Genomic DNA, 21,877 nt, shown 5'->3' with positions numbered 1-21,877 from the left:
TTTACTCTGATTTAATCTTAAAGAAAACACAATAAGTAACCGGAAGCACGAAGATCGTCAAGATCGTAGATACGAACAGACCACCCATGATGGTAGCCGCCATACCGGCGAACATAGCGTCACCCAACAACGGCAACATACCTAAGATCGTCGTACCGGAAGCCATCGTCACCGGAACAATACGGGTTTTCGTTGCCTCTATCACGGCATTCACCGGAGACAAGCCCGCATTCAATTGCAAACCGATCTCATCCACCAGCACGATCGCATTCTTGATATTCATTCCGATCAAGCCCAACAGACCCAACATGGCAAAGAAGTCGAGGGACTTACCGAACACCAACAATCCCAATACCACACCAATGAAGATCAACGGCAGCATCGCCATGATCAATACAGGTTTCCGGTAATATTTCGGGAATAAGAATAACAAGGTGACATAAATCAAACCAAACATCAACGGGATATTAGCGGCGATCGCCTTATTACCTTTATCTTGCTCGGATTGCTCGCCAAAATACGTCATCTTATACCCTTCCGGTACCTGAATCTCTTCCTGTACCTTTTTCCACAAATGGCTGAAAGCCGCCATCGTATTGGCACCACGTTTCGGCTCGCACTGCATAAGCATACACGGTTCACGATTGAATCGTCTCACCACGTTAAACTCATAATCCAGCGAGAAGTCATCGATCACCTGCTCCACCTTTACCGAACGGCCTTTAGCGCTATAAACCGGCAACGTCTTTATATCATTCAAACTGATAGAATCCTTATCCGCATCTTTCAGTAAGATCGGCATAAACACGTCGCCTTCACGATACTCACCCAGAGGTACGCCATTCGTAGCCGAACGCAAAGAATAAGCCACCTGTTGACGGGTAATACCCAAACGCAAACCCTTTTCTTGGGAATATAGCGGCTTCCATACCGGAACCTTGTTGCCCCAACTATTGCGAACCTCCATTACCTGATCATAATTCCGGGCGATCTCCTGCGCCTTTTGTGTCAAAGCGATCAAGGTATCCACATTATCGCCGATAAAACCAATCTCAATCGCCGCATCCGGAACCGGAGACAAGGCGAATAAGGCCGAGCGAGTCAATATATTCGGGTAGTTAGCCACCATATAATCATAGAACTTACCTTCCTCCGCTTGCGCATCTTCCGGAACTTGCGTCTCGATCAATACGTTCGCAAAGTTAGGCTTCGGGCCTACAGAGGAACTAGCCAGATAGTAACGTACCGGAGAACCTCCTAATGTAAACGAGAATGATTTGATATTCGGATTCTTACTTAAATAATCTTCCTCTATTTTCTTAACATTCGCCTCCACATCATAAATGCTATATCCCTCCGGGAAGATCAAGTCCGCACGGAAATAGGGCTTGTTCATGATCGGGAAGAAACTTTGGGGCATGATACTCATTATAAACAGGGAAAGGAACAGAGTAGCCACAACCGAAGCAAGTGTGACATATCTACGTTTGATCAAACGTCCCAACAACCTCTCGAACTTATGATAAAGCTTCGTATCATAAGGATCCTTATTCTCACCCGGTTTTGCCTCTTTCAAGATAAAATTACCGAATGTGGTCGTTTGCGTCAAAGCCAAGATCCAACTCAATCCCAAAGACACCGCCAAGACGATAAACAACGGCTTCACGATCTCGGCCACAGATGCCGGTGCCAAGTACATCGGCAAGAAAGAACATACGGCGATAAAAGTTGCGCCCAACAACGCCCATTGCGGTTTGGTAGCACCATCGATCAATGCCTGATAACGGGAAAGTCCTCGCTTAATACCAACTTGGGCGTTATCCGTCACCACGATCGCATTATCCACCAACATTCCCATAGCGATAATAAAGGCTGCCAACGAGGTCCGGTTCAAGCCGACACCCCAGATCAACATGATCAACAAGGTACCCCCCACGGAGAAGAGCAATGAACTACCCACCAACATTCCGGCACGGGATCCCATCACGATAAAGATGATCACGATCACGATCAACAGAGACTCGATCAAGTTCAAGATAAAACCATTGTTTGCCTCTTGCGCAATCTTATTTTCCGGATAGATAGCCTTCAAATCCATACCGATAGGGAAAAGCTGCTCCATCTCTTTCAGATGATCCGCCACCACGTTACCCACGGCCACCACGTCATCTTTCGCTCCCGTAGCGACCCCGATTCCAATCGAGCGCTTACCGTCCACACGCATCAAGTTGGAAGGAGGATCCATATAGCCACGTTCCACTGTGGCTATATCGCCTAGACGCACCTCGCCGCCACTTTTCGTCACGATCAACTGATCACGTATATCTTGTATATCCTTATAGGTGCCTTCGGTACGCAAACGCAACTGATAATTGCCCGTATTAATATCTCCTGTATTCACCAACAGGTTCTGTGTTTGCATCACCTGCTGAATGGCGTTCGGGTCAATACCTAGGTTCGCCAACTTCGGGACAGAAATCTTTACGTTGACAACTTGTGTCTGCTCACCAAACAAATAGACTTTTTGCACGCCCGGCACCGGGGATAACTCGGTCTTGATCTTTTGCGCCCAATCACGTAACTCATCATAAGTATATCCCTCGTCCGCTGTCAAAGCATAATAAATACCGAACACATCACCGAAGTCATCATTAACGGATATAGAAGAAGCACCAGACGGAAGGCGTGGCTGTATATTCGCCACCTTACGACGTAATTCATCCCACTTGACCGGCATATAATCCGGTGACAAAGTAGGCTGCAACTCAATCGTAATCTTAGACATACCGAAATAAGACTCAGACTTGATCTGGAACACATCCGACATGGCCTGAATCTCCCGCTCGATCGGTTCAGTCACCAGCTTCTCCACCTCTTGTGGAGTCGCTCCCGGATACTGGGTAACCAAGACCGCCGTCTTGATCACGAAGGGAGAATCTTCCTTCTTCGGCAATTTAAAGAAAGAATATATACCTCCTATCAGCAGAACCGCTAGGAAAAAGTATATAATCTTCTGATTCTCTAAGGAATATTTTGGAATATTCATTGTTTATCTCTTAATCTGTTAATACTTTTACCTGTTGTCCATCCACCAAACGAGTGGCTCCGGCTGAGACAACCTGTTCGCCGGGTCGCAAGCCATCCGTTACGATCACGCCATCCTTGCCGATCAGCATAGACTCGGTAATCTTGCGACGCTCAACCTTTTGAGACTGCCCATTATAAACAAACACATACTTATCGCTATTGGCATCGTCAGCCACGACAGCGGCTAGCGGAACCAATACGGCGCCTTGCGTGAAACTCTCGCTATCCACGTTCAAGATCACACGGCAAGAGAAACCTACAGCTACCTTATATTTCTCTAAATTAAAGTTCGGATCATCGATATACAGATATACAGGAACGCCGGAGCCATCGGGAGAGGCTTCCACGTATTCTTTCACCTTCGCCTTAAAGCGAACGCCCTTGTAATTATCGAATTCCACATAAACAGAATAAGGAGAAGAGAAGTAATTGATATTACTCTCCGGCATCGTAAACACGACCTGTAACTTATTCGGATTGATCAAGCAAACGATTCCTTGTCCGGCCTGTACTTTCTGGTAATTCTCCACATATTTCTTCTGGATAAATCCATCGAACGGCGCACGAAGCTTTGTCTGGTTCAATGTATTCTGCGCATACTCGAAAGCTGCCTTGGCATTTGAGTAAGAAGCTTCCGTTGACTCATACTCTTGTTTGGAGATAGCTTGTTTGGACAATAACTTCTTCGCACGTTGCAATTGCGCTTCAGCAGTCTGGAAAGACGCTTTCTTCGCCTCATATTCCCACTTAAAATCCAACGGATCGATTTCGGCTACGACCTGTCCTGTACGAACCTTCTGGCCTTCATCCACGTTTAATGAGATCAGCGGGCCGGACATCTTAAACGCCAAATCACTGAATTGATCGGACGATATCACTCCACTGAATGATTTCTCAACCATGTTCAGCGAAGTAACGTCCGCCAATTTAACCGGACGAGGGCCTTGCTCCTTAACAGGTGGTTGACTACAGGAAACCAATGCTGCCAAAACAAACACAGGGATTAATTTTCCTTTCATGATAACTTGCATTTTGTTATTTAATTATGATTTCTTTTTCTTCACAGTAAATATAAAACATTCTCGCCTAGAGATTGTTGAGCATAACGTGCCTTAAAAAGACCAACTACCATCATTCACATATGCTTCCATCGGGTTTTCTATCGAATCAGGCAAAGAAGGGAAAAAGTCAATTCCGGTAACCTTCTCAACGCTATCGATAGGGATCATCATCGATTTCAACGGAGTCTTTCCATAGTCTTTATTATCAAACAGAAAACCTACCCCTTCCGGTTTACCGTTCGTTATCGTACAGATTACCTTATAAAAGGTCTTCGGGATTCCCACCCGATTCTTGCCTAACCGTTTCAGGTCGTCCGTGATCACCGGGCCGGTCACGATCAACAAAGAGCCATTCTCTTTCGCCCACAAACGAGCCTGCTCTTCCAGATCTTTCCAGATGCCCCGGTTCAAGCCGGGCTTTTGCGGACAGATATTACTTAGGTAGAACGATTCCCGCATGGCCTTGGCGGACCATTTCATATCGCCGGCAGGCGCCATATGTCCTCGGTCATAGCCGGAACGGGTATAGTCCTCGTTCGTGGCGGTAGCCCCTTTCACCATGGGGTCCGAGACGAACTTATTAGACCGCTCGTTCTTCTTACTTGTCGCCTCTTTCGAGGTCAGTTCATAGGCTACCCAATTGGCGATCTTATAATCGGAATTATAAGAAACCGTATAGCCCTCATGCTTTATAACCTGCTCTTTTTGTTTATTCTTTAGTCTCGGTATCTCAGTTCCCTCTTGAAAAGTATAAGCGGAGATCTCTTTCTTTGGGTTCGTCGTTTGCTTGTTTTTCGTCGCTTGTGCGGCTTTCTTACCCGATGTTCCGGAACCGCCCTTGTCCGAGATCTTCGGACGGACTATTGTCTCCGCCCGATCCTGTTTCTTCTCTACAGGCCGTGTCTTGGATACCGGATAAAACCAGTTATATATGAATAATACACCGATAAAACAAACAACTACCGCAAAAGCGCCAAGAAGCATCTTCTTTACAGAAGACATGAATGATGATGCCCGCTTCTTCTTGCTTTTCCGGGGTTGAGGCTTACCTTTCTTTTTTGCCATACCTAAAACTTCCTATTCTTAACCTTTCGTATTGGGCGCAAAAATAGATAAATCCAGCATGTTATACAACACTATTCTAGGATAGTATTGGTCTCGATTACTATAAAAGACGGCTTAATTTAATACGCCGCTTCATTTGACCTTGCTTTCAAATTTAACTTCGAATCAAACTTTCACTATCGTCCGAATAGTGTACCGCATTCTTTTGTACGCATTCCCTACTTGTATTGGCATAACAATAGACACAGAAATGGGAGCAAGTGTTATACCTACCGATATCTTTGCTTATCATGCAACCACAGGCTTTCCGTTGGCCTTTGTCTTTTAGCTCTTTGCGTTTGTCGGGTAAAGCGGGAAACGTACCAAAAAGATCCGGTTCGGGTAATTGGCCTGTTCGAAGAAAATAAACCAATTCATAATCCTCCCCAAACACACGCTCCATTAAATCACCGTCGATACACCGGTTATGCTCAATGCCATAAACCGTAAGGTCAATATCCTCGGCACAAGTAGCGAGTGTCACATTCCAACCAGTAGAAGCCCAAATTTCCCTCAACTTCACCAATCCCTCTACAATCTCTTGACGTTGCGTCGCATTCATCTCTGCGGTTTCCACATCCTCTTTCGTAAAGCAATTCGTCTCTTTTATAAGGTTATTCTGTACCTTACGATACGCCTTTACATCTACGAAACTGAACACGAGCTTATCAGTATATCCTTTCAACAGATTGCCGATCTTCCAAATACGGCTAAGCAGGACACGAGGCGTGATAGATGGAGTTATAATCAATGGGTCGAATCGCCAGATCACCCGTTCCTTCCCTATCATTTCCGACAACTCCCGAAATGTCTCCACCCGTTGCGTAACGCTCGGCACATTCGGCTCAAAGCCTTCGCTCACATAGTCATTCAACGTGAACTGGAAATAATAATGGATACCCCTCCTATCCAACTCATGCAAATAAGGCAATATCGGCTTCGGGTTCTTTGTCCAAAACACGATTGCCTTACACCGCTCAAACGACACATACATCTTCCGCCGATTAAACGGATTATACCAAACACAATACCCCTTGGCCAAACGATTAAAGAACCACTTGGCATAAAAGGCCGGAATATCCGTTGACCGGCTGACGGAGATAATAATGGGAGCAAGTGATCTAATACGCTTATCTAAATCATTAACAACATCCATCTTTTATTTTTTAACTTTTCACTATATTTTGTAGACATATACCCTTTCCTTCTTCTTTGACCTCATCACTTATAGAACTATCCTACTCAATATTCTACAACACCTTTTGATACTTTAATCAAGCTAAATCAAGTAAAAATTTTATTTTTTCCTTTTCTAAAACACTTAAGCATTTATCGTACACTTTTGCATTTTCTTTTATTAAAGTCCAATCAAACCAACATCTATTATCATACAAGACATTTATAGACCAAGGCAAACCCTCATTCATACTCAATAATTTCCAGTAAGATTTACCACAATCATTTATTATTTTTCCATTATTATTTCTAAAATCTTCTTCTTGCCAGGGGAAAGATACATTAGTACAAATTTCTTTTATATTTAAATAAGGTCCATATTTATCGACAAAGTCCAAACTCCAAGGCAAAGAAGGGTTGCTACTGAGGCCTCCCATACCCGAAGAAGGCCACCAACAATCCTCCCAATGTAATTTACTTAAATATTTATCAATCAAACATTCATTCCACATATCTCCTGTATTTAAACTTAACTCTCCCCAATCAATAAAATCATCAAATATCTCTATCAATTCCTCATTCCAATGAATACCCGAGTTACCACACAAACCAATATTATCAGTCATTAACCAATCTGACGAATATCCCCAGATCCAGTTACATTCATACTTTCGTATAAACTCTAAGCTCCAAGGTAATGATGGATTCATACTTAATCCTGCCCAATTTAAACGATCTATATATTTAATGATTAAATCATCAGTCCAAGGCAACGACGGATTGGAACTTATTAAGTTCCAATCCCACAAATCCTCATAATATTTCAACAAATGGTCAGACCAAGGCAACGATGGATTAGCACTTAAATTAGCCCAATTAAATCTATCTATATAACGATTTATAAAATCAATAGACCATGGCAACGATTTATTCAAGCTCAATAAATCCCAATTCAATTTAGACTTATACTTATTAATCATCAACTCAGTCCAAAATATTCCCTCATTAGAAGACAACATATTCCATTCCCAACAATCATAATATTCATCAAGTAATTCTACCGTACATTGCAAGCATCTATTTTTACTCAAATATTTCCAATTAACCCTTCCCCTTCCAAAAAATTCTATCAGATATATATCCCAATTTAAAGCGTTATTTAGACACAATTCATCAATATTTAGAATCTCACCATAATGATACACATCACATTTTTCGAAATTATAAAACCTACTTAATATATCAATAAAAAAATTTTTATATTCAATATATAATACCGTTAATCTTATATCATCCAATTTTCCCATAACAATTATCAAATAATAAACATTCATTATATATCATTCTCATAACCAATAAATGCAACATAAAAATCAACACATAATCCTTGACAAACTGTACTGAATTTGCGAGATTCTTATAGCGTCAAAACCAAAGCGTTCAGTAAACGCCTTTATGTATATGCCCTCCCTCGCCCGCCGACTTTAACGGCATCGGCGTAAGGAGACTTCGCAAATATATATAATTTCTAATATACATATTTCTTTTTCCATGGATATTTATAAAGATTCCAAGAAGATGAGTTATTGTCTATTTCCGATCTTTCGTATATTCGTTCGTGCCGTTTTCACGAAAAACATGTACATGAATTCTCAAAAACTTGTACGAGTTTTTTGGGAAACACGTACAAGTTTTTGAGAAAACATCATCTTGTTTTTGAAGCACTAATTATCAGTCGTTTACAAAAGAGAGCATATCGAAAGACTTATTGTATATAACTACTAGAGAAAATAGGTATCATACGATCCGAATACATAGGATATCCTAAAACGTAATAAACAAAACCCCGATTTTACTTGTATCTCCCAGCTTTTACGTTACCTTTGCCCCAAACCTTAACTTAGGTTTCATACTAGAACATTAATAACTTTATAAAAATTTACGCTATGGATATTTTTGATTTACTATTCGGTTGGGGCGGGCAGGCCATGCAGTTAACATTCCAATATGGATTTATCCTTAAAGAAGAAGATTTCCTTGAGCTTACCGATGAGCAATACGTGCAGTTTCACATCAAGATGGGGGAATGTAACGAAAAGATCTTTATGATCGCACCGGCAGATCCGAGAAACGCAATAGAGGCGGACTCAACGGAGCTACCGATCGTGACCGAATCCCAAAAAGACGCTTTCCTTGAGGCTGTCAAAGACATAGAGAAATATTGCGAAGGAAAGGATTTCCATACGGATGAGGAGAAGTTACGGTTTGCGGCGAGACATATGCCGGATATATTCTCCAAAGGCTCCAAGTATGAGAAATACTCTAAATTCACAGTCACCAAGCGACAGAAAGGCTAGTAGATAATGCTTTCCCGGTTATCGTCATCGCCTTGGGCGTAGGCGATGATGATAACCGGGATCAGCCCTTTGCTATTTCATACCGCATAAAGAGGAATATTCGTCAGGTTGCCTTGCTCCTTGTAAGGCAGCATGGAATATCGCTCCGCATGCAGGCTTGGTACCTTGTCCAATAAGTTCATCAAGGAATTAGCCCGGACATTACCTTCGGCCTTCACTTCTATCGGGATCATTTCCGCTCCCCGTTGGATGATGAAATCAAGCTCTAGGCGTGAATTGTCCGCCGTATGATAATAAATGGGAGACACGCCTTTGCTTTTCATCTGTTGCAAAACGTATTGCTCAGTTAGTCCACCCTTATACTCCTTGAATATATCATTCTTTATCAAGACTTGCGCAGGATCGGTCTGGACCATCGCTCCCATCAAGCCTAGGTCTACCATATAAAGCTTGAAAGCCGATAAGTCCTCGTAAACGGCGAGCGGCAACTCGGGTTTCGTGCATCGAGGTATCTTATACAACAAACCCGCATTGACAAGCCATTGTATGGAAAGCTCAAAGTCGTTGGCCCTCGCGCCTTTACGTAAAGCGCCATAGATAAACTTCTTATTCTCCTTGAATAATTGAGACGGCACACTGTTCCAAACCATCCGGATACGCGGCACTTGCTCTTTGGGCGCATGTTTCGAGAAATCAAGATCGTAACCTTGGAGAATCTCCTGCTGGATACGCCTTACCTCCCGTAAAGCTCCGGTCTCCACGTATTTCGAAACAGCCTCCGGCATGCCTCCCACATAATAATACTGGCGGAGAAGATCCACATACTTCTCATGCAACAGACTCATCATCCCATAGTCACGGCTCATAAGTAGTTTACAGGCCTCTTTCTCTCCTTTCGCCATAAGAAACTCCTCGAAACTCATAGGATACAGGTTGATGACATTAACCTTACCTACCGGATATGATACATTCTCATGCAAAGAAATTCCCAAAAGCGAACCCGCCACCGCGATATGGTAGTCCGGAGTTTCCTCCTTAAAATACTTCAACGCCTCCAATACCTCCGGGATATCTTGTACCTCATCCAAAATGACGAGCGTATCGCCAGGAGTGATATCCACCGAAGTCATGGCACGAAGACCGCGCAAAATTCTTTCCACATCAAAGTCCTGTGTAAAAAGCTGCCGGGCAAGATTGTTCTTACGACATACGACATAAGCCTCTTTCTTATATTCAAGCCTGGCAAACTCATGGAGTAACCAAGTCTTGCCCACTTGTCTGGCACCATTAAGGATAAGAGGTTTTCTGTCCGCTCTTTCTTTCCATTCAATAAGTTCCTTTAAAACAGTTCTTTCCATATGAATACAACATTTTTACGCGGATAAACATAGCTAATCATCACATTTTTCAGCACCAATTCGCCATACAAATATACATAAATACGCGGATATAAGGTATACGGACGTACATTATTTACGCAGTATACGTTCTTTTACCTTCCTGTCTACCCTCTACTCCCCTAAGCAAAAAACGCTCTACTCCTATATGAATCCTTGCTCGATAGCTTATGGATTCTTGTTCGCATACTATATAATTCTACAAACCACGACGTGGTCTGTACAGATCAAGACGTGGAATATACAAATCACGACGTGGTCTATATATTCCACGGTGATAATTTGGAAATAGATCAAGTAATAAGTATATTTGTATATAGTAAGAAGAATGTTTTTAACTTGAAGATACAAACAATTATACCTAGTAGCAGTTATGGCAGAATATATCAAGCAAGAGATGTGCGACCTGAACGGGACGGGGGAAAAGCCTGTGTATTATCGGATGAAGATACAACGGAACATGGACATGGAGGATTTCGTGGAACGGATCACCTACCCCGGATCGGGCTTGAGCAGGGGTAGCGTAATACAGGTGATGACGACAGTAGCGGAACATCTGGCCTATTGCATGGCGGAAGGGCAGTCGGTCACGTTGGATGGCATCGGTACGTTCACGCCCCGCCTAGGCGTGGCGAAGAACAAGGAGATCGACTCGCTGGATGGTGACGAACCGAAGCGTAACGCACGGAGCATTGAGGTGAATGGTATCAACTACCGGGCCGACAAGGAGCTGATACGGGAGACTAACCTGCGTTGCGATTTAAGACGGGGAGGTATCAGCCGTGTCCGGAAATCGCCCTTCACCGAAGAGGAACGCCGGACACGGGCATTGGATTACCTGGATGAACATCCTTTCTTGCGCATACAAGACTACATGGCTGTCACCGGACTAAAACGTAGTAGCGCAAACCGTGAGCTACTACGCCTCAGTAGCGACCCGGCGAGTGGAATTACCCTATCGGGTTATGGAAGCCACCGGGTGTATGTCCGCAGGAAAACAGAGGGCGATCACTAATCCACCCAATGGTGCCCCGGGCCGGAGAAAATACATACATTTTACTCCGGCTTTTGACTAAGTATTTGTATTGTTTCAGTAAACTCCGCGACTATAGACTTCAAATTGGGATTATCGAGTCGAATAATAATCGCCGCATAATTCTGTATCCCATCCGCATCTCGGATGTCCGCAGACATGAAAGCGAAATCAGATTTACGCGGCGAGGAATGAAACCAAAACTCAAAAAGGCGATTGCGCATACTCTGCTTGCTATCTCCTGTCTCACAAATATACAACAGAGTTGTATTAGAACATTCAAAAAACTCATAGACTATCGCCATTATCGCCCGCCTCAACTTAGAATCACGAGGAGACTTTCTATTATTCGTATTAGCAATAATAAATTGATAGGATTCATCACTAAGCATCAATTCGTCCTCGAGAAAACTGACATAATAAATCACACCAAAGTCCGTAACAAACCGGAAACACATAGAATCCCTAAGAGCTGTTACCGCATAAGGAGAATTAGAATTTATACGTTCAAGGTTAAGGCTTACCATACTTCAAAATAAGTAGCTTCTTGCCCTGTACGTTTCTTAAACTCTTCTTTCATCTCTTTTTCCAGTTTAGCTACATACTCTCGCTTTAGCTTCCGTGCGGTCTCCAACCGACGCAAAGCCTCTTCTCTGGTAATCTTGCTATTTTTCTCTTTTTCCATATCCTTCGATATAATACTTATATATTACAAATGTAGGATAAATTCCGTTCTTTACCAAAATATTTACTCTTTGCTTCTGTTTTTGAGAAATATAACAAACACACAGATCACTAATCCACTTGATAGTGCCCCGGGCCGAGATGCTTGCGAGTGCCGTTCGGTCTTATCAGTTCGGCGGAGGTACCTTCCGGGATTTGGAGATCGAACCTCAATCGCTTGCCTTTCTTCTTGATGCTTACTTGGATGGTTCCATAATGAGTCTCTAGGCTGGCAGAGGCTTCCGATAAGAAACCCAGTTGAGGCGCAATCCTAAAGGTACGGAAGCCGGGAGAGGTTGGCTCGATACCGCAGACCTTCTGGCTCAATAAGGTAAGCGGGCCACCGCTCCAAGCGTGATTGATCGTGCCGCCGCCGAAGCCCTCGGCTCCGATGCCCCATCCCTCGAACAAGGTCGTGTATTCGGCATAATCCAGCATACGGGTGTAACGTTGCTTCATCCGTTCCAAGGCAAACGCCGGCTCGCCCATCTGGAAAAGGGCCTCTAGGACATACTTCTCCATATAAGGGCTGGCGTGATACTCCTTTTTAAGTACCTTCGTCAGCGCCGGGTACTTATCTTTCGAGGCCAGCCCGGAAACAACCGCCATGGCTTGGGAGCGATCGTCCGTCTCCCCTTTATAGCCGGGGGAGCGATAGGCGGAACCCGTCCAGAACTTCGTGTCGAAACAACGTTCTATGCTACGCATCATCCGGGAGATCTCATCGGCATCCTTATCCTTGCCGAGTTGCAGGGCGAAGGCTCGCTCCGCTTTCAAGGCCAGATAATACCAGCAATTGGTCAATACACCCATATCGACGTGCTCGCCCCAGTCGCCCCAACTCCAAGCACCTTGACGCTCGATCACCAAGCCACTCTTATCGACTTGCCAAACCTCGTGCAGGTAACGGCGCATCCGGTCGTATATCATCGGTACGAAACTACTGTCGGCACTATAATAATATTGCGTATAAAAACCGTACCAACCGATAGACGCCAACATCTGTAAAGGAAGCTCCTTATCCCAATTACCCGCCGGAACCGGAGCGTAGAGCGTTCCGTCCTCCCGCTGCCAATTCATTAATTCATGGATGCCTTTTACGGCTAGTTTCTGCCCGGACGGAGAAAGGGCATAGAAAGCCTCGCCTAGCTCATTCACCTCGTCACCCCACCATTGGGCACGTTCACGATCCGGACAGTCCATATAATTATCACGCATCGTTATGTATAAGGTGCGGGCAGAACGTTGCCAAAGCTCGTCGTAGAACGGGTCGTCACAATGGAAAGAGCCCGCGAGGTCCGTGTTGTAACCGGTCTCACGGTATTTCACATCCAGCACCTTCACGCCCTCGGGGATGATGTAATAGACCTCATGGCCGTTCATCCAGCCATAGCTTTCGTATTCCTGCTCACCCTCACGGGTGATATATTCGGCACGTACGTTGCGCTCGCTTCCTCCCTCGTAATTATCCATCCGGATGTGGATAGTCTTCCCGGCCTCCGCCTCTACTTTCAGATACGGAGTGATCTGGGCATTATAGGGCAAACGACAGAACAAGGTATCGCCTTTCAAGGATTCCCGGACGGATACATAGGATAACAGGCCGCTGTTTTTCCACTGGGGTATCGGACGTTCCACCAGCTCCCCGAAAGGAGCTTTCCCCGCCTTACCGACGCAGACCGCCCCCGGAAGGGAACCTTCGAAACTCGTACGGTTCCAGTTTGTTATCGCTTGACGGGCATCGAAGCGGATATTACTCTCCGGCATACGGTAATTCGGGAAAGGGGCCTCGGTATTTTGATAGGCCTCATACAAGGCGCACTGCCAGCTCGCGTCGGAGACGATCTCCAGTCCCGGAGCGATCGCCTCGAATAACAAAGCCGCTTTCCCGCTGTTAATATGGCTGAAACCGTCTTTCCCGAAATGCCAGAGCAAGATAGCGATGGTGTTCGAGCCTTTTGTCAGGTAAGGGGCGATATCTACCGGATCGTAATAAGTCCCGGAAGGAGAAGGTCCTCTTTTCAAGCCACCCTCAAAGACAACCAGTTGGTCGTTGATCCAAAGCCAATACTTGGAATCGGCGGCGATACGGGCGATGAGTTGATTCGGGACATCCGTCACAGCGAATGATTTACGGTAGATCAACCAAGTATTCGTAGCGCTTTGGCAACGCTCGGTATTAATCCATTGGGCTTTCCAAGGGAAAACAGTTCGAGCAGACAAGGAGAAAGCATCCAGTAAGCATAGTGCCACCAGCATCCCCAACCAATAGGAACATATACGTTTTTTCATATCTCTTCATTTAAGTATTTAACAATGGGCATTGTAAGAAGCTAACAATGGGCATTGTAAACCGCTTACAATGCCCATCGTAAGCCCACGGCAATAAACAGCGGATTTATAAGATCATACAGGATACGTAAATGTATGCGTACCGGCGGATACGGTCTCAGTCTGATCGCCTACCACGATATCGGCGGAGCAATCAGCCGGAATCGTCACGGTAAGCATAACCTTATCCCCTTCCCGTTTCCATTCGCTGGCGATACGGCCGCGTACGGAATGATACTCACCTTTCACCCAATCCAGTTCTTTCACGAAATGAGGTGTGATACGGATATGACGGAAACCCGGAGCCGAGTCGTCATGATTGATACCAGCCAGCTGATTCATCATCCAAGCGGAGACATCTCCCATAAAAACATGGTTCAAGGAAGCGTCGGCAAACTCCGGACTAAGTGTCCACGTCTCCGGCAATGTGGAGTAACCCATCGTCTCTACCCAATATCCCCAAGAAGGTGCCTCAGTCTTCGTGATCATCTTCATGACATCCTCGATATAGCCATATTTCGTAAGCATGGCCGGAACGGTCTTACTGCCTAAAAGACCGAAGTCCAAGAAATAGTTATTTCCCGCTACCACCTCACGCAGCTTATCCGCCACGAGTTGTTCCTTTCCTTCCGGTACAAGTCCCAGATACAAGGCCAAGGCTTGCGCCGTTTGGGTTCCTTCGGCATACACACCAGTCTCGGCGTTGAAGAACTTCCGGTTGATCAAGGATTTGAGCGTATTCGCTTTCTCTTGATAAGGAGCGGCATCCTTGCCCAGCAAAGAGGCGAAGCGAGCCATCAACTTATAATCCAGATAATAGTAGGCGGTAGAGGTATATTCATTATTCGTCGTAGCTTTCCAATACACCCAGTCACCCAAGCCAAACGGCAAGTAACCGTCTTTCTCTTTCGTCTTCAAATAATCCAGATATCGCAGCATCGTAGGATATAAGCGTTCTATACTGCGAGACTCGCCATAATAATCATACAAGGCGTTCGGGATGATAAACATGACAGCGTCCCAAACCGGACCCGGCCACTCGCCATATCCCCAACCGCTGGAAGGAATGATACCGGAAATCTCACCCGCCTCACGCTGGTTGTCGATAATATCATCCATCCATTTCTCATAAAGCGTGATACCATCAAAGCCCAGCAAACCGAGGTCGATCGCAATATGGGCATCAGCGGTCCAGCCATTCTTCTCCCGTTGCGGACAATCGGTCGGGATACTGTGCAGGTTACTGCGGTAAGCCTGCATCGTAGCCTCCCATATCTTATTCAATAGAGGATTCGAACAAGCGAAGGAACCGGACGGACGGACATCGGTATGCATAAACAAGCCGGTCAAGTTCTCTTCCGTTAAAGTAACGGGACGGCTGCTCTCCACCTCCACGTATTGGAAACCGTGATAAGAGAAGGAAGGCATGAAGATCTCCTCCTCTCCCGTACCTTTCAAGGTAAAGACATCCATTTGGAATACCTCGTCCGGCTTGACCGGATGATAATATACATTGATATTGCCTTGCTCTAAGCGACCGTCTGTCTTCAACAACTCACCATGTTTTAACGTGATACGGGTTCCCGCCTCACCTTTCACCTTCAAGCGGCAAAGGCCGGACATGTTCTTAGGGAAAGAATATACATATAACTGATCGGAGAAACGTTTCATCGACACGGGCCTCACCTCTTCCGTAATGCGGATTCCCGGCATTTGCTGGGCTACCAACAGAGGTGCCGGAGCCTGCGCCGGAAGTGCCGCTTCCCATTTACTATCGTCGAAATGAGCGGTTTTCCATCCGGCCTCTTCCAGCCGGGCATCGAATTTATCGCCGCTGTATATATTATTATAGGTATAGGCTCCGGTGGAAGTCTTCCAAGTCTCGTCCGAACCAATCACCTCCGTCGTACCATCCATATAGGTAATACGTAACTCACATAGCAGGCGGGGACGATCCCGCCAGCGTGCCTCATGGAAATTCCATACCGCCACGGACTGCTCATTGTACCAGCCGTTTCCCAGAACAGCGGCCACGGCGTTGTCGCCTTGCTTCAGCAAAGAGGTAACATCATGCGTCACGTACAAGATACGTTTATCGAAATGCGTATACCCCGGGTCCAGATAATTCGTTCCGACCCGCTCGCCATTGATGAATAACTCATGATACCCGGCGGATGCTACGTACACACGGGCATCCCTCACTTTCTTGCCCACCAGAAAAGATTTGCGGAACAGAGGGGCAGGCTCGAACTCCTTATCCTTATGATCGGTAATCCAAGAGGCGGACCAATCCGAGGGATTGAACTTAGCGGTCTCGAAAGAAACCGTCTCCGAGGTAGCGCACGGACGCCCCTCACCATCCCATACCGTAACATTCCAGTAATAACGGGTATGAGGCTTCAGGGCCATTCCTTCCGCATAAGGCCGCAGGTCATCCGGGCTCGTGCCGATCCGTATCTCATAGCGAGAAGCCTTAAAGCCCTCCTCATTTCCAGCATATTCCCATGTAAAGCGAGGAGACGAAGTATCCAAGCCGATAGGCTCTGTAAGGTATTCCGTACGGAGATTAGCAGGTATCGTTAATTCATTATTGCTTTCACAACCGCCTAATAAGAGGATGGCGAAAGCATAGATATAAATGAACTGTTTTATTCGCATAGTAGCATCATATATTTTAGTAATTAAATTTCCACCTATTGTCGTAGAGACGGGGCATACCCCCGTCTCTATCGCAAGACACGGATTTCTTTAGGAGCATGAATTTTACTGATGACCTTGCCGCCCATATCTTTCTCATGCCGGATCTCAATCACCCCATAAGGCGTGGGAAACGTACCTTCCACCCATTCGAGATCTCCCAGATGCGGGGCAATACGCACCGTACGACAACCCGGTTCCACCACTTGTACGCCCAATACGTACTCGCTTAACCACGATGTGGGTCCCGAAGCCCATCCATGGCACAAGCTATGACGGAAACCTTGATAGCAATACGCCCCATAATCCCCATGAATATCTTTCTTTCCCGCAGGAACCAGCTCGTCAATACGCCCGGCATCCGGAAGCCATTCCATATTGAAATCCTCCCAAAACGTTGTAGCACCTACATCCAGCATAGCTCCCCAATACGTACGGATCACATCTAACGCACCTTGGAAATTACCAGCCAATGCCATCGCCCGTAACATATAATACCCGTAAAACGTAGAGAAGCCTTTCGCCCCGTCCACGGCTAAGCAACGCTCGTTCGCCTCCTTAGCATCCATGATACCTGCCAAAGCCATCAAAGCGGCGGCTTGTTTATCCCCAGGCGTAATCCGATCTTTCTCCGAAGGGAACCGGGATTTCTTCCGAAGGGAAAACGTTACAGCCTTGGAAGCTACCGCACGGCACTCCGAGGCCAACACATCCTCACCCAAGACGGTACATAACTCCTCTCCCGCACGCATGGCCTGTATCATCAGAGATTGAAGACCGGCATCGATAGCGGGTGTATTCTCACTGGAAGGCCAATCCAAAAAACGGTTCCCATCCAGTTTCTCTTGTCCGCTTGGGTCAACCTTCGAGATCAAGTGACGCAACAAAGCAGTCATATAAGAGCGTTGCTCTTGTAGATACGCAAGATTCCCTTGGTAATAATACCAATCCCGCTGAATCAACAACCACCAGATCGAGTACGAACTGATACCGTTCATCCAACTAGGCAGCGGCGTAATATCCCGAATCAAATCCAGGCTCTTAGGAACCACCTCATTATAACCGAAGACGGAACTGACCGTCATTACCTCCGGATGTAAATCCCCCACCCAGACCAGACGATCCCGTTTTACGCCGTCCCATAGATATTCCTGCATATTCAAGTGAACCGTGTATGCACCAGTCTTCCAGATCCGGTTCAACCGCTCGTCATTACAACGGAAAGAGCCCAGATAAGGAATATCCCGAAACGTGGAGATCGCACGGACCTCTTTTAATTGCAACTCCGTAGAATCACCCAATACATCAATACGCACGAAACGGAAACCGGAATTACCGATCTCCTGCACACCCAGCCAAGGAAGCGATACCACGAAATCCCGCATCGCATGATCGTTGCTCGCCCCGTTCGCACCATCTATCTCGCACATAGCCTCACTAACGGACTCGCCGAAACGAACCCGCACGGAAACCGGATCGTGAGACGATGGCATACCGGTCACCAACTGAAGACCGCCTTGCAACTCCTTCCCGAAATCAAGCAGCAAAGCGGGATGTTCGGTTGGCGTACTTTTCAACACACACAACCGATTATTCGCCAAATCCGACTGTCCGTTGCCTGAAACAAGCAAATGGTCCGCTCCCGTAATTCGCGAACTATCTTGCTGCCAGACAATACGGACCGGGGCGATATACTCCCGTGTCCGATGGTCTCGCTGCTGGGCGAACAACGTGAACGAACCGATCCCTATGAATAGAATGATTAATTTCTTTCGCATACGCTAGAGTCCAAAAGCCAGAACCAAGTCATCCAATTGCTGATCCGTCATACCTTCCGGCTCGTAACCGGTCATGCGGGCACTAAAATAGATCTGGGCGGATTTACTCAACGTATCGATCGCATCGAAGCACTCGATTAGGTCCTCACCGACGGCAAGGATACCATGCTTCTCCCAGAACACCACGTCGTGCTCCTCCAACTGGCGGATCGTAGCGTGCGCCAACGCCAAAGTGCCCGGTATCTCGTAAGGAACGATACCGACCCCTTTCGGCACGATAATCCGACATTCCGGGATCATACTCCATAACGTGCGGGTAATCTTCTCCGAATCCAAGAACGGCTTGCAATGCGTCATACCGATAATATCCGTCGGATGCGTATGCAATACCACCCGGTTATCCCGTCCCTTCGCACGCAAGAAATTGTGCATCAGTAAATGGGAAGGTAACTCAGAAGTCGGCTGGATCGGTTGCTCCGCTAAGATATCATACGATTTCCCATCGGCGGCGATACGGATCAAAGAGCCGTTGGCAAAAGGATCTTTCGCCACGTAACGCATCCGTTTTCCGGTACCCGTCACATAAAAGACGTGCCCGCATAAGGCCGTCATCGCCTCTTGCAAGGGGATCGAGGAAACCAAAGCCGGCAAGGCCTTCTCCTCCTCGCTCAATAAAGTAGTCAGGTTCACCGATATATTTCCTCCGTTTCGCTCGGCCCACCCCTTGATCCACAAATAGCCGGCGACCTCGGCGATACGATCTATTTCCGCCATTAGGCGTTCATTGTTTCTTAGTGTTATCATGTCTATTTTAATTAAACTATATTCGGATATAATAAGGAAAGGATCAAGATGCACATGCCAGTAATCAATACCACGATCGTCCGGCGATCCACGCCCTTCCATTCTTTTAATAAGATGCCCCAGACATTACTGAAAATAACATTCAGCGACATCAGGATACTCCACGAGAAAGCCAGCATAACCGGGGAATCCGAGAAATAGCTCTTTCCCATCCCCAACCCGAAAAACTGCGAGTACCAAAGCACACCTGCCAAAGCGCAAAATAAGACATTATTCAGCAATGTACCTCCCGATACCGAGAAATAATCCTTACCCGTCCCGTTTTTCACGTTCTGGAAAATACAATACACAGCGTTCGTACAAAAGCCGCCCAAAGTAACCAACAGTATCACGGGATTCAAGGCGAACAGATCGCTAGCTCCCGCCTCTTTCGCTTTCGCCAGCACCTCGTTTCCCGATTCCAAACCCAAATTGAAGCAGGCGCTCATCACACCGGCAAGCAAGGCTACCGCCAAACCCTTAGTCAAGGCAAAATCCTTCACCGCCGCTTTCTTCTCCTCCTCACTCATATTCCGGGCCCGCAGGCTTCCGGCGTAACCGATCACGGCGATACCCGCTAAGGTAATGCAAACACCGGTCAACAGGATCAATCCGGTTCCCTCAAACAGATTCGTTCCACCGAACAAAGCCGGGAAAAGCGTACCAAAACCGGCGCATGTACCCAAGGCGATGCTCTGTCCCAAAGCTACGCCCAGATAACGCATACTCAACCCGAAAGTCAACCCGCCGACACCCCAGAGCATGCCATAGATAACCGCTCCCAAGCTACCCGGCGAACACCATAACTCCAGTAAGGTACTCCCTTCCGGTACCGCCAACATCGCCCCAAGATAAGGAAAAACCAGCCAAGCGAAGATACCTTGCACCAACCAAAAACTTTCCCAACTCCAATCCCGGACCTTATTGATCGGTACGTACGAGCTACTTTGCCCGAAACTACCGATCGCAATGATCAACAACCCGATCCCGATCTCTATCATTGCCGTCTTGAGGTAACGTCAAACTCATATTTCTCGATCTCAGCGATATAAGACTCTCCTACGGGAACTCCGCTTTGCAGACAATACATATCCCAAACCGCACCCCAAGGCAGGCTTTTCGCTTCCTCCTGCAAGGCAAGACGCTGGAAATACTTGCCCTCATCCTCATATTGGCGAAGCAAGGCAATCGGCTCCAGCAAAGCGAGCATAAAGGCTTTTTGCGTGGCACGGCTACCAACAACGTAAGCACCGATGCGATTGATGGTAGCGTCGAAATAATCCAAACCGATATGTACCCGGTCCAAGGCGTCGCAACGCACGATCTCACGGGCTAAATCCTGCACATCGTCATTCAAGATCACGACATGATCGCTATCCCAACGGATCGGACGACTTACGTGCAACATGATCTCGGGCGTAAACAACAACAGGGAGGAAACCTTATCGGCGATACTTTCCGTCAAATGGAAATGGCCGGTATCTAAGGTAACGATCTTGTTCTTTTTCGCTCCGTAACCCAAATAAAAATCATAGGATCCTACCGTATAACTCTCCAAGCCGATACCAAATAGTTTCGCCTCGATACAATCTTTCATCCATTTATATTCGGTAGCGAATATCTCATCCAGAGACTCCTCTAAGATACGGCGATAACGTAGACGGCTAGCCGGTACTTCCTTGCTCCCGTCATGTATCCAAAGGTTCATCATACAAGGATCGTTTTGGGCTTTACCCATCTCATCACTGATCCAGCGACAACGCTTCGTATGCTCGATCCAAAAGTTACGGATATCATCGCAGGGGTTCGCCAAGGTCAAATCTCCGCTTTTAGGGTGCGAGAAAGAGGTACTGTTAAAGTCTAGCTTGAAATCATTCTCCTTTGCCCATTGCATCCAACTCTCGAAATGGCGAGGTTCTACCTCGTCACGGTCTATTTTCTCCCCTTGGAAATCCCCATAGATCTCATGCAGACTAAGCCGATGATTACCGGGGATATAGGATTTCGCTTTCAATACATCCCAGCGCAACTCATCGATAGTACGGGCACGTCCCGGATAATTGCCAGTCACTTGTATACCACCGGTCAAGGAGCCGCCTTGGTTCTCGAAACCGCTTACGTCATCGGCCTGCCAGCAATGCAGGGATAGGGATATTTTCTTCATATCCTCTAAAGCTTTACGAACGTCTACACCTACGGCCGCATAACGTTCTGCCGCTACGTCAAATGCCTGTTGAATTAAACTGTCTTTTGTCATGGTATGATGTTTTTAAATTTATATGATTTCAAT

Annotated in this window: 16 protein-coding genes; 2 read left to right on the top strand and 14 right to left on the bottom strand. The window is 46.3% G+C overall.

Annotated features, from left to right (window positions below; genetic code table 11):
* Window position 1: 1 nt before the first annotated feature.
* From E5342_RS02310 to E5342_RS02290, 5 genes are all read right to left on the bottom strand, one after another.
* Window positions 2–3,046, bottom strand: coding sequence for an efflux RND transporter permease subunit (locus E5342_RS02310; RefSeq protein ID WP_121735668.1), 3,045 nt, complete (start codon window positions 3,044–3,046; stop codon window positions 2–4).
* A gap of 10 nt (window positions 3,047–3,056) precedes the next feature.
* Complete coding sequence (locus E5342_RS02305) at window positions 3,057–4,106, bottom strand: efflux RND transporter periplasmic adaptor subunit (RefSeq protein ID WP_135958739.1); 1,050 nt, start codon at window positions 4,104–4,106, stop codon at window positions 3,057–3,059.
* A gap of 93 nt (window positions 4,107–4,199) precedes the next feature.
* Window positions 4,200–5,213: a DNA/RNA non-specific endonuclease gene (locus E5342_RS02300; RefSeq protein ID WP_135958738.1), complete on the bottom strand. Its 1,014-nt coding sequence runs from the start codon at window positions 5,211–5,213 to the stop codon at window positions 4,200–4,202.
* Between the two features lie 154 nt (window positions 5,214–5,367).
* Complete coding sequence (locus tag E5342_RS02295) at window positions 5,368–6,408, bottom strand: DUF1848 domain-containing protein (RefSeq protein ID WP_135958737.1); 1,041 nt, start codon at window positions 6,406–6,408, stop codon at window positions 5,368–5,370.
* A 118-nt stretch (window positions 6,409–6,526) separates the two neighbouring features.
* Entirely contained in the window at window positions 6,527–7,735 is a 1,209-nt protein-coding gene (locus E5342_RS02290) for a hypothetical protein (RefSeq protein WP_135958736.1), read from the bottom strand.
* Window positions 7,736–8,374: 639 nt separating this feature from the next.
* On the opposite strand from E5342_RS02290, the gene E5342_RS02285 reads away from it, so the two are divergent.
* A complete protein-coding gene (locus E5342_RS02285) occupies window positions 8,375–8,785 on the top strand; it encodes a hypothetical protein (RefSeq protein WP_135958735.1) in 411 nt (136 codons plus the stop codon).
* Between the two features lie 77 nt (window positions 8,786–8,862).
* Here the strand turns inward: E5342_RS02285 and E5342_RS02280 are convergent, their stop codons facing one another.
* Window positions 8,863–10,143, bottom strand: coding sequence for an ATP-binding protein (locus E5342_RS02280; protein WP_135958734.1), 1,281 nt, complete (start codon window positions 10,141–10,143; stop codon window positions 8,863–8,865).
* A 412-nt stretch (window positions 10,144–10,555) separates the two neighbouring features.
* Here E5342_RS02280 and E5342_RS02275 point away from each other — a divergent pair, with 412 nt between their 5' ends.
* Window positions 10,556–11,197 carry an HU family DNA-binding protein gene (locus E5342_RS02275; RefSeq protein ID WP_135958733.1) on the top strand — a complete coding sequence of 214 codons (642 nt, stop codon included), beginning with the start codon at window positions 10,556–10,558 and terminating at the stop codon, window positions 11,195–11,197.
* A gap of 41 nt (window positions 11,198–11,238) precedes the next feature.
* On the opposite strand, the gene E5342_RS19565 is transcribed toward E5342_RS02275, so the two are convergent.
* From E5342_RS19565 to E5342_RS02240, 8 genes are all read right to left on the bottom strand, one after another.
* On the bottom strand, window positions 11,239–11,607 hold the full coding sequence (locus E5342_RS19565) for a DUF6169 family protein (protein WP_282593903.1): 369 nt from the start codon (window positions 11,605–11,607) through the stop codon (window positions 11,239–11,241).
* 128 nt (window positions 11,608–11,735) lie between these two features.
* Window positions 11,736–11,900 (bottom strand): hypothetical protein, encoded by a 165-nt coding sequence (locus tag E5342_RS19270; RefSeq protein ID WP_005856488.1) that lies wholly within the window; start codon window positions 11,898–11,900, stop codon window positions 11,736–11,738.
* 110 nt (window positions 11,901–12,010) lie between these two features.
* Window positions 12,011–14,197, bottom strand: a complete 2,187-nt coding sequence (locus E5342_RS02265; RefSeq protein ID WP_432707214.1) for an alpha-L-rhamnosidase C-terminal domain-containing protein — start codon at window positions 14,195–14,197, stop codon at window positions 12,011–12,013.
* A 147-nt stretch (window positions 14,198–14,344) separates the two neighbouring features.
* A complete protein-coding gene (locus E5342_RS02260) occupies window positions 14,345–16,927 on the bottom strand; it encodes a family 78 glycoside hydrolase catalytic domain (protein ID WP_135958730.1) in 2,583 nt (860 codons plus the stop codon).
* Window positions 16,928–16,995: 68 nt separating this feature from the next.
* Entirely contained in the window at window positions 16,996–18,744 is a 1,749-nt protein-coding gene (locus E5342_RS02255) for an alpha-L-rhamnosidase C-terminal domain-containing protein (RefSeq protein WP_121735659.1), read from the bottom strand.
* Between the two features lie 3 nt (window positions 18,745–18,747).
* The gene (gene rhaD, locus E5342_RS02250; RefSeq protein ID WP_121735658.1) at window positions 18,748–19,548 is read right to left on the bottom strand and encodes a rhamnulose-1-phosphate aldolase; all 801 of its coding nucleotides are present in this window, start codon (window positions 19,546–19,548) and stop codon (window positions 18,748–18,750) included.
* 11 nt (window positions 19,549–19,559) lie between these two features.
* Window positions 19,560–20,585: an L-rhamnose/proton symporter RhaT gene (gene rhaT, locus E5342_RS02245; protein WP_121735680.1), complete on the bottom strand. Its 1,026-nt coding sequence runs from the start codon at window positions 20,583–20,585 to the stop codon at window positions 19,560–19,562.
* Window positions 20,585–21,844 carry an L-rhamnose isomerase gene (locus E5342_RS02240; protein WP_135958729.1) on the bottom strand — a complete coding sequence of 420 codons (1,260 nt, stop codon included), beginning with the start codon at window positions 21,842–21,844 and terminating at the stop codon, window positions 20,585–20,587. The genes rhaT and E5342_RS02240 overlap by 1 nt, the downstream gene beginning before the upstream one ends.
* Window positions 21,845–21,877: the final 33 nt, after the last annotated feature.

This window comes from Parabacteroides distasonis (assembly GCF_004793765.1).
Lineage (GTDB): Bacteria > Bacteroidota > Bacteroidia > Bacteroidales > Tannerellaceae > Parabacteroides > Parabacteroides distasonis_A.
This window is presented reverse-complemented; position numbering and strand designations above follow the sequence as displayed.